Source organism: uncultured Algibacter sp. (assembly GCF_947487575.1).
In the GTDB taxonomy this organism is placed as follows: Bacteria; Bacteroidota; Bacteroidia; order Flavobacteriales; family Flavobacteriaceae; genus Algibacter_B.
Genome location: NZ_CANKXG010000016.1, coordinates 1 through 13,282, shown reverse-complemented (window position 1 = coordinate 13,282; position 13,282 = coordinate 1). Strand labels below are relative to the sequence as shown.

The 13,282-nt window shown below is 30.6% G+C and carries 14 protein-coding genes; 11 read left to right on the top strand and 3 right to left on the bottom strand.

The annotated features are described in order from the left end of the window. Positions 1–71 precede the first annotated feature (71 nt). The 8 genes from htpG (at position 72) to Q0870_RS14985 (ending at position 9,050) form a co-directional block, all read left to right on the top strand. Complete coding sequence (gene htpG, locus Q0870_RS15020; protein WP_298556690.1) at positions 72–1,985, top strand: molecular chaperone HtpG; 1,914 nt, start codon at positions 72–74, stop codon at positions 1,983–1,985. Positions 1,986–2,166: 181 nt separating this feature from the next. Further along, the gene (locus tag Q0870_RS15015) at positions 2,167–2,751 is read left to right on the top strand and encodes a Crp/Fnr family transcriptional regulator (RefSeq protein WP_298556689.1); all 585 of its coding nucleotides are present in this window, start codon (positions 2,167–2,169) and stop codon (positions 2,749–2,751) included. A 286-nt stretch (positions 2,752–3,037) separates the two neighbouring features. After that, the gene (locus Q0870_RS15440) at positions 3,038–3,859 is read left to right on the top strand and encodes an FKBP-type peptidyl-prolyl cis-trans isomerase (protein WP_363317974.1); all 822 of its coding nucleotides are present in this window, start codon (positions 3,038–3,040) and stop codon (positions 3,857–3,859) included. A gap of 278 nt (positions 3,860–4,137) precedes the next feature. Then, positions 4,138–5,292, top strand: coding sequence for an iron-containing alcohol dehydrogenase (locus Q0870_RS15000; RefSeq protein ID WP_298556688.1), 1,155 nt, complete (start codon positions 4,138–4,140; stop codon positions 5,290–5,292). Positions 5,293–5,485: 193 nt separating this feature from the next. Then, entirely contained in the window at positions 5,486–6,976 is a 1,491-nt protein-coding gene (locus Q0870_RS14995) for a TlpA disulfide reductase family protein (protein WP_298556687.1), read from the top strand. 155 nt (positions 6,977–7,131) lie between these two features. Continuing rightward, on the top strand, positions 7,132–7,362 hold the full coding sequence (locus Q0870_RS15435) for a hypothetical protein (RefSeq protein WP_363317973.1): 231 nt from the start codon (positions 7,132–7,134) through the stop codon (positions 7,360–7,362). After that, complete coding sequence (locus Q0870_RS14990) at positions 7,338–7,766, top strand: MOSC domain-containing protein (RefSeq protein ID WP_363317972.1); 429 nt, start codon at positions 7,338–7,340, stop codon at positions 7,764–7,766. The genes Q0870_RS15435 and Q0870_RS14990 overlap by 25 nt, the downstream gene beginning before the upstream one ends. 42 nt (positions 7,767–7,808) lie before the next feature. Continuing rightward, the gene (locus Q0870_RS14985; protein ID WP_298556686.1) at positions 7,809–9,050 is read left to right on the top strand and encodes a DEAD/DEAH box helicase; all 1,242 of its coding nucleotides are present in this window, start codon (positions 7,809–7,811) and stop codon (positions 9,048–9,050) included. A gap of 49 nt (positions 9,051–9,099) precedes the next feature. On the opposite strand, the gene Q0870_RS14980 is transcribed toward Q0870_RS14985, so the two are convergent. Together Q0870_RS14980 and Q0870_RS14975 are read right to left on the bottom strand one after the other, a co-directional pair. Then, complete coding sequence (locus tag Q0870_RS14980; protein WP_298556685.1) at positions 9,100–9,513, bottom strand: hypothetical protein; 414 nt, start codon at positions 9,511–9,513, stop codon at positions 9,100–9,102. Further along, positions 9,494–10,081 carry a sigma-70 family RNA polymerase sigma factor gene (locus tag Q0870_RS14975; RefSeq protein WP_298556684.1) on the bottom strand — a complete coding sequence of 196 codons (588 nt, stop codon included), beginning with the start codon at positions 10,079–10,081 and terminating at the stop codon, positions 9,494–9,496. Before Q0870_RS14975 ends, Q0870_RS14980 begins: the two co-directional genes overlap by 20 nt. Positions 10,082–10,226: 145 nt before the next feature. Between Q0870_RS14975 and Q0870_RS14970 the strand changes: the two genes are divergently transcribed. Beyond that, entirely contained in the window at positions 10,227–10,574 is a 348-nt protein-coding gene (locus Q0870_RS14970; protein WP_298556683.1) for a DUF6249 domain-containing protein, read from the top strand. 54 nt (positions 10,575–10,628) lie between these two features. On the opposite strand, the gene Q0870_RS14965 is transcribed toward Q0870_RS14970, so the two are convergent. Further along, a complete protein-coding gene (locus Q0870_RS14965; protein ID WP_298556681.1) occupies positions 10,629–11,294 on the bottom strand; it encodes a M15 family metallopeptidase in 666 nt (221 codons plus the stop codon). A 38-nt stretch (positions 11,295–11,332) separates the two neighbouring features. On the opposite strand from Q0870_RS14965, the gene Q0870_RS14960 reads away from it, so the two are divergent. Both Q0870_RS14960 and Q0870_RS14955 read left to right on the top strand, forming a co-directional pair. Then, positions 11,333–11,926 carry an alpha-ketoglutarate-dependent dioxygenase AlkB gene (locus Q0870_RS14960; protein WP_298556679.1) on the top strand — a complete coding sequence of 198 codons (594 nt, stop codon included), beginning with the start codon at positions 11,333–11,335 and terminating at the stop codon, positions 11,924–11,926. A 568-nt stretch (positions 11,927–12,494) separates the two neighbouring features. Continuing rightward, entirely contained in the window at positions 12,495–13,190 is a 696-nt protein-coding gene (locus Q0870_RS14955) for a DUF4369 domain-containing protein (protein ID WP_298556677.1), read from the top strand. Positions 13,191–13,282 lie beyond the last annotated feature (92 nt).

The window sequence follows — 13,282 nt, the reverse complement described above, 5'->3', positions numbered from 1 at the left end:
CAATAAAACAAATTAAAACTTAAGTTAAACAGTTTTCCGCCTTTGCGGAAATGAAAAAATAAATTATTATCATGACAAAAGGAAACATTAATGTATCGGTAGAAAACATCTTCCCACTCATTAAAAAATTCTTGTATAGCGACCACGAAATATTTTTACGTGAGTTAATAAGTAATGCTACAGATGCGACATTAAAACTTAAACACTTAACTAACGTAGGTGATGCCAAGGTAGAATATGGCAACCCGCAGATTGAAGTTAAAATTGATAAGGAAGGGAAAAAGCTTCATATCTCTGACCAAGGTTTAGGTATGACAGCTGATGAAGTTGAAAAATACATTAACCAAGTAGCTTTTTCTGGAGCTGAAGAATTTTTAGATAAATACAAAGATTCTGCTAAAGATTCTGGAATTATTGGTCATTTTGGTCTTGGTTTCTATTCAGCATTTATGGTTGCTGAAAAAGTTGAAATTATCACAAAATCTTTTAAAGATGAACCAGCTGCGCATTGGAGTTGTGATGGTTCTCCTGAATTCACATTAGAACCTTCTGAAAAAACAGAAAGAGGAACGGAAATTATTCTTCATATTGCCGAAGATTCAACTGAGTTTCTTGAAGAATCTCGTATTCGTGAGTTACTAAACAAGTATAATAAGTTTATGCCTGTTTCAATTAAATTTGGAACTAAGGAAATAAACGACCCAGAACACACACCAGAAACAACAAAAGATAAAGACGGTAAAGAAACAACTGAACCGCACAGACAAATTACGGTTGATAACATCATCAATAATCCAAATCCAGCTTGGACAAAACAACCAGCAGATTTAAAGGATGAAGATTATAGTGGTTTTTACAGAGAGTTGTACCCAATGCAATTTGAAGAGCCTTTATTCAACATTCATTTAAATGTGGATTATCCGTTCAACTTAACAGGGATTTTATATTTCCCTAAGATGTCGAACGATATGCAAATGCAAAAGGACAAAATTCAACTGTATCAAAACCAGGTTTTTGTAACAGATAATGTTGAAGGTATTGTTCCTGAATTTTTAACAATGCTTCGTGGTGTTATTGATTCGCCAGATATTCCATTAAACGTATCGCGTTCATACTTGCAAGCTGATGGTGCGGTTAAAAAGATTTCATCTTACATTACTAGAAAAGTTGCAGATAAACTAAAATCATTATTCAATAATAACCGTGAGGATTTTGAAGCCAAATGGAACGATATTAAAATCGTGATTGAATATGGTATGCTTTCTGAAGAAAAATTCTTCGAAAAAGCGGATGCCTTTGCATTATATCCAACAGTTGATGGTAAATACTATACTTACGAAGAGTTATTCAACAAAATAAAAGCAAATCAAACGGATAAAGATGGTAAATTAGTAATTCTTTACGCTTCAGATAAAGATGCACAACACAGTTACATCGAATCTGCTAAGGCTAAAGATTATGAGGTGCTGTTATTAGACTCTCCAATTGTTTCGCATTTAATCCAAAAATTAGAAAGCACTAAAGAAAACATTACGTTTGCGCGTGTTGATGGCGACCATGTTAATAATTTAATTAAGAAAGATGAAAACACCATTTCTAAATTAGATGAAGACCAAACTAAAGCTTTAGATGAATTATTGAAAGAAGTAATTCCTTCTGATAAATTCACAGTTCAGTTAGAAGCTATGGATAGCAACGAATCTCCTTTCACGATTACGCAACCAGAATTTATGCGTAGAATGAAAGAAATGCAAGCTACTGGTGGCGGAGGTGGTATGAACATGTTTGGAAACATGCCAGAAATGTTTAACCTGGTTGTAAATACAAACTCTGAATTAGTTGGAGAAATTCTTGGCACTAAAACCAAAAAGAAGCAAGAGCGATTAATTACGCAAAGTTTAGACCTAGCTAGATTATCTCAAGGACTACTTAAAGGTGAAGAGTTAACAAACTTCATTAAACGTAGCTATGAGATGATTAAATAAGTTGACATGCTGACACTATTCGGCATCAAATTATATATAAAACCACTTTGTTCTTACAAAGTGGTTTTTTTGTAATATTTAACTGATAAACTAATTTTTATAAGGGACATCGATAATATTTCACGCTTCTCAAGTTTTTTTTGTAAATTATAAGGAATAAAATAAATAAATAAATGCTAAAGTGAGTTTAGGCAATTCCATAAATAATAAAATTTTTGAAAATATTTCTTTTTCAAAAGAAGAAATTGGAATTATTGAATCTGTTTTTTTTAAAGAAACTTATAAAAAAGGTACTTACTTGCTAAAGGCTGGAGATATTGTTAACAATCAATATTATATTTCAGAGGGTTGTTTAAGGTCTTATCATACCGATGCTCAAGGCAGAGAATACACTGTACAATTTGGTATTAAAGATTGGTGGATGAGCGATTTCACTGCTTTCTTCTCAAACTCACAAGCTATTTTGAATATTGAAGTGCTACAAGATACAACGTTGTATAGAATCACTAGAGAGCATAAGGAATATTTATATAACCAAATTCCAAAAGTAGAATCCTTTTTTAGAAAAAAATTGGAAAGAGCATTTTCGGCTTTTCAAAAGCGAATTTTATCTGAGCTATCTTTAACCGCAACCGAGCGTTATGTCAATTTTGTTAAATCCTATCCAAACATTCAAAAATATATAAAAAACTATCACATTGCATCCTATTTAGGAATCACTACAGAAAGCTTAAGCAGAATTAGAAAAGAGCTTTCTCATAATTAAATTTATTATCATACATCATTTTTTTTAAAGAACAACCCATATATCTTTGCAATAACAAGGCATAATACTTCAATTGTTATCTTGTTGATTAATAGCAAATAAGCGTATGCCTAAACTCATACGCTTTTTTTTGTTTTAAAACTAACCCCTAACACAATGCAACACACCTTTAAATAGCTTTGATTATAAGTTTAACGAAAAAATCAATTTTTAATCAGTTATTTTAACAACAAAACTAATTGTTAAACGTTTTAGCTTTTTATATTTGTTGCCTTAAAACCTTACTATGAAATATTTAACAATTGTATTAGCCCTTATTCTTTTTTCATCATGTTCTGAAGATGAAGTTAAAGATTATAGAGCAGAAAATGACGAAGAAATTCAAGCATACATTGCTAACAACAATTTAACAGCACAAAAATCCAATTCTGGATTGTACTACGTTATTGATAACCCAGGAACAGGAGATAACCCCACTATAACAGACAGGGTTAAAGTAATTTACAAAGGGTATTTAACTGATGGTTCAGTTTTTGACGAAAACACTAGCGGATATGATACCAACTTACAAAATGTCATAAAAGGCTGGACAGAAGGGATGACATACTTTAATGAAGGTGGTAGCGGCAAACTTTTAGTTCCTGCCCACTTGGCATATGGAAATAACCCACCTGCAAGCATTCCCGTTGGAGCAGTTCTAATTTTTGATATAGAACTTATTTACGTGAATTATGCTACTGAAAATGACGAACAGATTCAAGCATATTTAACCGAGAATAACATTACCGCAGAAAAAACTGAATCGGGATTATATTACGTAACTGATGGATTAGGAGAAGGTAAACAACCCACAATTACCGACAATGTTACTGTAGCATATAAAGGCTATTTTACTGATGATAATTTCTTTGATGAAGGCTCAGAAAATATTAGCTTTGATTTACAAAACTTAATTGAAGGATTCTCAAAAGGTCTTACATATTTCAAAGAAGGTGATAGTGGTAATCTATATATTCCATCACATTTAGCTTATGGTAATAATGGAAGATCAGGGATCCCCGGAGGTGCTGTACTTATTTTTGACGTAGAGCTCATTTCTGTGAATTAAAAAAACTTTATTTAATAAAAAAACCACTTTGTGAAAGCAGAGTGGTTTTTTTATTAAATAAAGTTTTTTTAACACATATCTTAAACATTCACCATTAATTGTAATTAAAAAATACACTTATTAAGTTCAATATACAATTTTAAAAGACACTCAATAACTCAAAATATACTAATACTCTTGTCATTTTATGTAAGATGATAAAAATCATAAAAAAGGTAGCTATTATTTTAGTCCTTTATACCTAATTAATTAAAATTAACCTTTTAATACTTACAAAAATGTTACAAAACAGAAGAATATATTTACCACCTTTAAGCTTAATAGGCCCAGGTGCATTAGACGATTTAGGAGAAGAACTGAAGACACTTCCTTATAAAAAGGCGCTATTCGTTACTGATAAAATATTAGTAAAATTAGGAGTTGCTCAGGAAGTTTTAAAGGTTATCAAATCTTCTAATATTGAAGCAGTTTTATTTGATGATGTGCACCCAAATCCTACAGTAAAAAATGTTAACGACGGTTTAGAATTATTAAAAAAAAACAACTGTGATTTTATAATAACGCTAGGTGGTGGATCACCACAAGATTGTGGTAAAGCAATTGGTATTTTAGCCACTAACGGAGGTAATATAGAAGATTATGAAGGCATTCATTTATCAAAACATGCATCGCTACCAATTATAGCTGTAAATACTACAGCAGGTACTGCTAGTGAGGTAACTATAAACTATGTTATTACAGATGAAAAACGCCATATAAAAATGGTTATGGTAGATAAAAACTGTTTAGTTAAAATTGCTGTAAACGATCCAAAATTAATGCTAGGAAAACCACCAGGACTTACCGCTGCTACTGGAATGGATGCCTTAACTCATGCTATAGAAACTTATGTTACAAAAGGTGCTTTTGGGTGGTCTGATGCTTTAGCTCTAGAAGCTATTAAATTAATTTCGCAAAGTTTAGAAAAGGCCGTTGTAGACGGTAAAGATCTTGAAGCAAGAAGCAAAATGGCATGGGGTCAATTCATAGCAGGACAGGCATTTTCTAATGCAGGTTTAGGATATGTACACTCTATGGCACATCAATTAGGTGGCATGTACGACTTACCGCATGGTGTTGCGAATGCTATATTACTACCTCATGTAGAACAGTTTAATATCCCTGCATGTGCACACAAACTAAAAAAAGTTGCAAGAGCTATGGGTGTTGGTGTTTTAGAAATGAGCGATACTCAGGGTGCCAATGCTGCAATAGAAGCAATAAAAGCCTTATCAAAATCAGTTGGTATACCTTCAGGATTAAAAGAATTAGGTGTAAAAGAAAAGGATTTTGAAGAAATGGCTAAAAATGCACTAGCAGATGTCTGTACTGGTGGAAACCCAAGAGAAGTAACTCTAGAGGACACTATAGCTATTTACAAATCAGCTATGTAAATTAATAGTATTAAAAATAATTAACCACTTTGTGAAAACGAGGTGGTTTTTGTTTGGATTGAAACTTGATTTTGTAAAAAATTTCGGCTACCTTCGTTTAACGTCGGATATAAAACATTAAAACGTTTTCATATCCGCATAAGTTATGCATAAGGCAAAAAGACATTCTGCAAACAAACAAAATTATATATTTATGAGAACCATTTTATTTTTTACTATTTCAATTTTAACTCTACTGAGTTCATGTAATAACCCGACAGTAATTCATGAAAAGAAAGATATTATTATTATTGCAGGAAAGATTATCAATTTTGATAGAAACTCTGGAAAGAACATTTTGACAATTTATATAAATGACAATGGCAGAGCGACACAATTAAATTATCCTACAAAAGTTGACTCCTTAGGAAATTTCCACGTCAAATTTGACAGATATTATCCTCAAGATGTAATGATTGCTTACAAAACAAACTTTAGAATAATCGTGCATCCTGGTGACAGTCTTTATGTTGAATTTAATGGGAATACCAGACAACGGACAAAAATATTTGAAACAGTAAAGTACTCAGGAGATGCGGCTGAACTTAATTCAAAATTAGCCAAATACTTAAAAAACTACTTTGAGACCAGACCAAGTAGTAAAATAATTCACGAAAAGGAAAAAATACTTAATGCAGCAAATTACATAAAATTCCAAGATAGTATTCGAATTGCACGAGAAGCATTTAGGGATGATTTTATTACTAGTCATAAACCAGACAAAGAACTAATAAATTGGATAAATTCTGATATTCAATGTTCTTATTATGAGAAATTATTGGATTACCCAGACCGACATAAAAGATATAACAAACTTTCACGTGATTGGAGAATTGAAGAGGAATATTTTGATTTTATCTCAAACATTAAACCCCTTGGAATTGAAGACTTAATTTATTCTGATACACGTTGGTTCATTAACCGTTTTTTAAATGATTACATTTGGGAAATTGCGTGGAATCATGCTGATTCAATTTCAAAAAGAAATGCAGATTCATTAATCTTCCATCAGATAATTGAACTTTCTCCAAATAATGGATTAATAAAGCAAATTACCTTAAATGAGTTTGTAAATTCAAGACTGACAAAGTATGAAGTTGCTCTTTATGAAAAAAATGAGAACTTGATAAAAACTATTATTACCAAAAACTTTCTAATTGAGCCAATTAACAATCATTATTACGAGACTAAAAAAATAATAGAAAAGCCAGTATTAGCTTCGGAAATAGAAGTAAATGGGACAACTGACAAATCAGCCATAGAGATTTGGAAAAACATTCTAAATGACAACAAGGACAAAGTGATATATATTGATTGCTGGGCGACATGGTGCGGTGCTTGTATATCAGAGTTTCCTAATTCTAATAAAATGATGGAGGAGTACAAGGATAAAGATGTTGCTTTTGTCTACTTATGTCTAAAATCAAAAGAGAAACAATGGAAGACTATTTTAGCAGATAAAAAATTAAAAGGGAAGCATTATTTCTTGAACGATAAACAGAGTGCATATTTTGTGAAGGTTCTTAAAATAAGTGGATACCCAACATATTCAATTATTGACAGAAAAGGTCAGATAATTAGAACTGGTAGTAGCTTTAGACCAGCACACGTTGAAACTGAAAAAATAATTAACCAACTATTATAAACCCAACAAAGCCCAATGCATAACAATGTATAAAAATAATAGCCGAGACAGCAGTAAATTCAAGGGTTGTTGCCCGCTTCAACTATCTTGCAACTTGACAGTAAAGTAGCCACGCAGTCGGCTACCATTCTTATACTCAACGTTAAACGAACCATTTGAAAATAACCTCTACAAACATAGCAAAACCAGTTACTATCATCTGGAATGGTAAAGAAGTAACAACAGGTATTTACAAAAAACCTATTAATCAAGCTATGTTTTTAGGAAAAGAAATCGTTAAAAATGATGAAGTCTCAGATAGAAAAGTACATGGCGGGGAGTTTAAGGCGTGCTATTTATTTTCAGAAAATCAATATGGTTATTGGAAAACCTATATCCAAACCTAGATTGGAATTGGGGCATGTTTGGTGAAAAATTGACTGTTTCTGGTTTAAATGAAAAAGACATCTATATTGGCGATATTTTTAAAATTGGTTCAACCTTAGTGCAAATAACACAACCTAGAGAACCTTGTTTTAAGTTTGGTATAAAATTTGGAACTCAAGAGGTTTTAACTCAATTTATTAACCATGGATTTCCAGGAACTTATGTGAGAGTTTTAAAAGAAGGTTACGTTAAAGCTGGAGACACTTTAAATTTGGTTACCAAAGCAAAAGACAGTATAAGTATATCCGATTTTTTTGATTTATTGTACAAAAAAGAAAAGAATCAAAATCATATTAAACTTATAATGGATAATAACGCTTTGCCTAAAAGAAAAAGAGATAAACTGAAATCTTTTTTAAAATAACATTCTACTACTTTACCATATCTTTGCATCAAACTTTTATAGATGTCTTTTAAAGATTTAAAAATAAGTAAACCTATTTTACGCGCTGTTGCAGAAGCCGGATACGATAACCCTACTCTAGTCCAAGAAAAAACCATTCCTCTTGTTTTAGAGAAAAGAGACATTATTGTTTCTGCGCAAACAGGAACAGGGAAAACAGCCGCTTTTGCGCTTCCAATTCTCCAATCGTTATTAGACAAACAAGACGCCCCAAAAAAAGGAAAAACTATAAAAGCACTGATTGTAAGCCCTACAAGAGAGTTAGCTATACAGATTGAAGATAATTTTAAAACTTACAATACTTATACAAACCTAAGATCTACTGTTGTTTATGGAGGCGCATCTATTGAACCTCAAAAAGAGGTTCTTAAAAAAGGTATTGATATTTTAATAGCTACTCCTGGTCGTCTATTGGATTTACATAAACAAGACATTATCAATTTAGATTATGTTGAAACCTTAGTTTTAGATGAAGCCGATTTGATGTTAGATATGGGTTTTATTGATGATGTTAGAAAAATTGAGCGTTTGTGTACCAAAGAAAAACAGATTCTTTTATTTTCAGCAACTATTCCTCATAAGGTTGAGCAATTAGCAAACTCTATCTTACATACACCAGAACGTATTGAAGTAGCTCAAAACTCTTCTACGTCAAAAAATGTAGCACAACTTTTATATTATGTCCCAAAGCGTAATAAAATTGAATTGTGTTTGCATTTACTTAGAAACACCATCAAAGGAAACATTATCATTTTTAGACGCACAAAATTTGGAGTTGATAAATTAGAGAAAACACTTTTAAAAAATGGCTACAAGGTAGATAGTATTCATGGTGATAAAAGTCAAACTGCAAGACAAGATGCTTTAACAAAATTTAAAAAGGGAACCGTAAATATTCTAATTGCTACCGATGTGGCTGCAAGAGGTATTGATATAAATGATTTAGATGCCGTTGTAAATTTTGATTTACCCAATGTACCAGAAACCTATGTACATAGAATTGGTAGAACAGCAAGAGCAGGTAATAAAGGAATGGCGTATTCCTTTTGTTCTGCTGATGAAAAGCCTTATATAAAATCAATTCAACAACTTATTCTACTTCAATTAAATATTATTGAAGACCACCCTTACCCTCTTGATCCTAAAGCAAAACCTATTGTTCACAAGTCTAACAAAACAGGTAGTAAACATAGAAAAGGTCGAAAAAGCGAAGCTTCAAAAAAGAAAAAGAAACGTTGGTACTAATCTAAACTTTTAGAAAACCAGATTGCAAGACTATTTAGATATAATAGGTTCAAACATCAAACCGTTTATCAAAATGATTTTTAAGTAATGGTATTTGTATACAAATCATCAACCCAAAAAACAAAACAGCATAAGTAAATGTTTTTGACAGAGATACGCTAGGTATAATATTCAAGTTTATATTAGATAGCGCTCCAAAATCTATAGATTTCACCCAATTAGAACTGGCCTCGTTAGATCCAAAAAACAAAACATATAAAACTAACGCTATAGCTCCTAAGCTAATTAAAATCCAACTTGTTTTTGAAATAAGTGGTTTATAAACCGTTGCTTTACTTTCTTGCAATGCGTTAACTTTTGACATTACAGCATTTGTAAAATTAAAAGAAGGGCTTTCAACTGAAGCTTCTTCAATAACCTTTCTTGATAAACTATCTAAGTATTTAGTTTCTTTCTCCTCCATAATGTTCAATAATTTCTGGTTCTAATTGTGCCTTCATAATAGTTGCCAACTTCTTTCGGCTTCTAAACAACTTCACTTTTACATTATTTGGTGTTAATCCTACAACTTTTGAAAGTTCATCTAAAGATTGGTCTTCAAAGTAATATAAAGTTAATAAAAAAGCATCATCACTTGGTAATTGCGCTATACATTTTTGAATAGCTTGATTACGCTCTTCGGTTTCTAATTGACTTAAAGCATTATCAATAGTTTTTACTTGATGTTCTGTAAATTCATCAATGGCAACATTATTTAAGTGTTTTCTATTCTTTTTTAATCGGTCTAAACTTGTATTATAGGCTATTCTATAAATCCAAGTTGAAAATTTAGAATCGCCCTTAAATCGATTTATAGATTTATAAATTTTTATAAAAGTATCTTGAGATACTTCTTCAGCCTCTTCCCTATTTTTCAACATCCGTAATGTTAACGTATACACTAAATCCTTATAACGGTCTACCAATACAGCAAAAGCATTAGTATCTCCATTAATAATTAAGTTAATATAGTGTTGGTCGTTAGTGGTCATTTTTAAGGTAAGACGACAAACTAACTTATAAGGTTACATATCTTTCAAAAAAATAAAAAAAATAAGCAAAAGTGTAACCTAAATGAAATGTGCATCGTCATAAGCTATGTAAACAATAAAAATAATCAATTAAAAACGAACAATTATGGGATCAGAATTAATCATTATACCAATTATATTTGGTGCAATTTTCGGAGTATTTTATTTATATTTTTCTACAAGAAATAAAGAGCGCTTAGCGCTTATAGAAAAAGGAGCAGATGCTAGCATTTTTATTAAAGGCAAAGGACATACAGCGCCTATATGGAAAGTACTTATTTTAAACTTAGCCTTATTATTAATGGGTATTGGTATTGGTGTATTTATAGCTTCTATTTTAGAACAGTATTCGTCTCTAGATGAAGACGCAGTTTATCCAGCAACTATATTCCTAATGGCAGGTATTGGCTTATTTATTGGTTTTAACATGACTAAAAACTTAGATAAGGAATAAAAAAAAATACAAATCAATTAAATACTAAAACGGTCTTCAAAATGAAGGTCGTTTTTATTTTACATCAAAATTAAAATAAATACCTTGAAATGGCTCGCCTCGAAGCGTAAAGTGCCACCACTCTTTTGGATAATTCCTGAAACCAAATTTTAACATAAAGGTTTGAAGTAATTGTCGATTAGCTTTCTGTTTGTCTGTAATATTTTCAAAATTCACCCAAGATTCTTGACCAAAAAAATCATAAGGACTTCCCATATCTAAAGGTTTCCCAGTATTTCCATCTATAATTGTTAAATCGACTGTACTACCCCTACTATGTCCAGACCTAGAAGCTATATATCCTGCTTTAAATAAATTTATTTTATTTACATGAGGATAAAACTTTTGCTTATTAATTGTATCATTTAAGTCTCTTGCCCATTCTATAAAGTGATTAACTGCTTTTTGTGGCCTATACCCATCGTAAATTTTTAAACATAGGTTTTGCTCTTGTAATGTTTCATGAACTTTTTTTAAAGCTTGCACCGATTCTTTAGTTAAAATAAGTTTATTGGAATGATAACCTTCAATAGATTTTCCAACAAAATTGTTTGTAGTAAAATAGCGCAGCTCAATTTCTATATCTGGAATAATATCCTCAACATATACAAACCCTTCAGGTAATTGACAATGCATGCTTGTAAAAGTAAGACTAAATAAAAAAGCTAAAGTATACTTCATTTCATTTTGAATTACGCTAATTTAGAAAATAAAAGAACATGCTTTTTGAAAGTTCAATAAATTTAAACTTGAAAGGTGCCAAAATCACTTATTATCCTAACTTCTTTAACATTGCTGAGGCAGATAATTATTATAAAAACCTTCTTAAGAACATAAAATGGAAGCAGGAATCCATAACAGTTTTTGGAAAAATTCATTTACAACCTCGATTAACGGCCTTTTATGCAGACAACAAGAACACATACAAGTATAGCAATATTATAATGCAGCCATATACTTTTGAAGATGATCTATTAAAAATTAAAGATAAGATTGAAGCTGAATTAAAAACAAAATTCACAAGCTGCTTAGCCAATTTATATCGCCATGGAACTGACAGTAATGGCTGGCATGCTGACAATGAAAAAGAATTAGGCAAAAACCCCATTATAGCTTCGGTTTCATTTGGGGCAGAAAGAGCCTTTCACCTTAAACATAAATCTGATAAAGCACTAAAAGCCAAACTTACTTTACAACATGGAAGCCTATTATTAATGCAAGGAGAAACTCAAAACAATTGGCTGCATCAAATACCAAAAACTAAAAAAATTATTGAAAAAAGAATTAATTTAACATTTAGAATTATTGCATAAAAAAACCGAGTTCCCTCAAACTCGGTTTTCTTTCAATTTGCTTTTTATATTATGATGCTAGATTTGGGGTTTCCGTTTTTAACAACATAATGCAAATATTAATTAATTAATCCATTGAACTAAAAAGTGTGTTATTTAGTACTCTCCAAATATATAATTATGAAATATATTTTAACGACTAAATACACTTAAAATCGATGAAATGCATAAAAATTTAACATATATGGATGAATATATTAATATTATCGATGAAATACACTTTTTAGAAGAATAAATTTAAATAAAAATTAGCGTAAATACATGAAAAAGCACCCTAAAAAGGGTGCCTTTTTCTAACTAACCAACCAAAATATGAATTACAATTCTTAAGTTTGAAGTAACCACACAACAAACTTTTATAACGAATGTAACTACAGGTAGTATATTACAATCCTCGTGCCAAAAACTAAATCTAATTCATTTTAAGAATTATTTAACAAGTAAACCTTAAAGCAAATTAATAATAAGCTACTAGCAAAAGACATTTAATTGTTTGATATTTGTGTTTCTTAAAACATCTAAAATCTCAATGAAAAAAATATCATTCTTATTTATAGCTCTATTTTTTATGGCTTGTGGTAAAGACCAAAATGACTTAACAGTAAAAGTCAATATAGAGGGGTTAAAAAAAGGAACACTTTATCTAAAAAAAGTTGAAGACACTATAGTAGTTACGGTTGACTCATTAGTTGTTAATGGTAATTCAAATATTGAGTTACATAGTGATTTAGATGCTCCAGAAATTTTCTATTTATATCTAGATAAACGCAGTGCAGAAAAAGATAGAATCTCTTTTTTTGCTGATAAAGGTATTACCGAAATTAATACAACATTGAAAAATTTTGTTTTTGATGCTGATATCAAAGGTTCTAAACAACAAAAAGTGCTGGATGATTATAAGACACTCATTTCTAAAATGAATAATAGAAATTTAGAGTTGATTAAAGCACAATTTGAAGCTCAAAAAGATAAAGATACTGCACAATATATTAAATTAAAAAAGGAAGCTGATAACAGCATTAAACGCAAATACTTATATACTGTAAACTTTGCATTAAACAATAATGATAGTGAAGTTGCACCTTACCTAGCACTAACTGAAATTTATAATGCCAGGATTGATTTATTAGATACTATAAATAAATCATTAACTCATAAAGTTAAAGATTCTAAATATGGAAAAGAGCTGGAAGCTTTTATTGAAGAAATAAAAAACCAGAAGTAATCAACTAAAGTTCTAAATGTCTAGTCCTAAATAGTCGATACAGATTATTAAAGGATTAAATTTATTAATTAAAACTGAACAATCATATGATT

Bases quoted from the DNA above. Each gene is read 5' to 3' on its own strand.
- Q0870_RS15000 (WP_298556688.1), top strand. From the start codon at position 4,138: ATGTTACAAAACAGAAGAATATATTTACCACCTTTAAGCTTAATAGGC.
- Q0870_RS14970 (WP_298556683.1), top strand. From the start codon at position 10,227: ATGGGATCAGAATTAATCATTATACCAATTATATTTGGTGCAATTTTC.
- Q0870_RS14960 (WP_298556679.1), top strand. From the start codon at position 11,333: ATGCTTTTTGAAAGTTCAATAAATTTAAACTTGAAAGGTGCCAAAATC.
- htpG (WP_298556690.1), top strand. From the start codon at position 72: ATGACAAAAGGAAACATTAATGTATCGGTAGAAAACATCTTCCCACTC.
- Q0870_RS14965 (WP_298556681.1), bottom strand. From the start codon at position 11,294: ATGAAGTATACTTTAGCTTTTTTATTTAGTCTTACTTTTACAAGCATG.
- Q0870_RS14980 (WP_298556685.1), bottom strand. From the start codon at position 9,513: ATGGAGGAGAAAGAAACTAAATACTTAGATAGTTTATCAAGAAAGGTT.
- Q0870_RS14985 (WP_298556686.1), top strand. From the start codon at position 7,809: ATGTCTTTTAAAGATTTAAAAATAAGTAAACCTATTTTACGCGCTGTT.
- Q0870_RS15440 (WP_363317974.1), top strand. From the start codon at position 3,038: ATGAAATATTTAACAATTGTATTAGCCCTTATTCTTTTTTCATCATGT.
- Q0870_RS14975 (WP_298556684.1), bottom strand. From the start codon at position 10,081: ATGACCACTAACGACCAACACTATATTAACTTAATTATTAATGGAGAT.
- Q0870_RS14995 (WP_298556687.1), top strand. From the start codon at position 5,486: ATGAGAACCATTTTATTTTTTACTATTTCAATTTTAACTCTACTGAGT.
- Q0870_RS14955 (WP_298556677.1), top strand. From the start codon at position 12,495: ATGAAAAAAATATCATTCTTATTTATAGCTCTATTTTTTATGGCTTGT.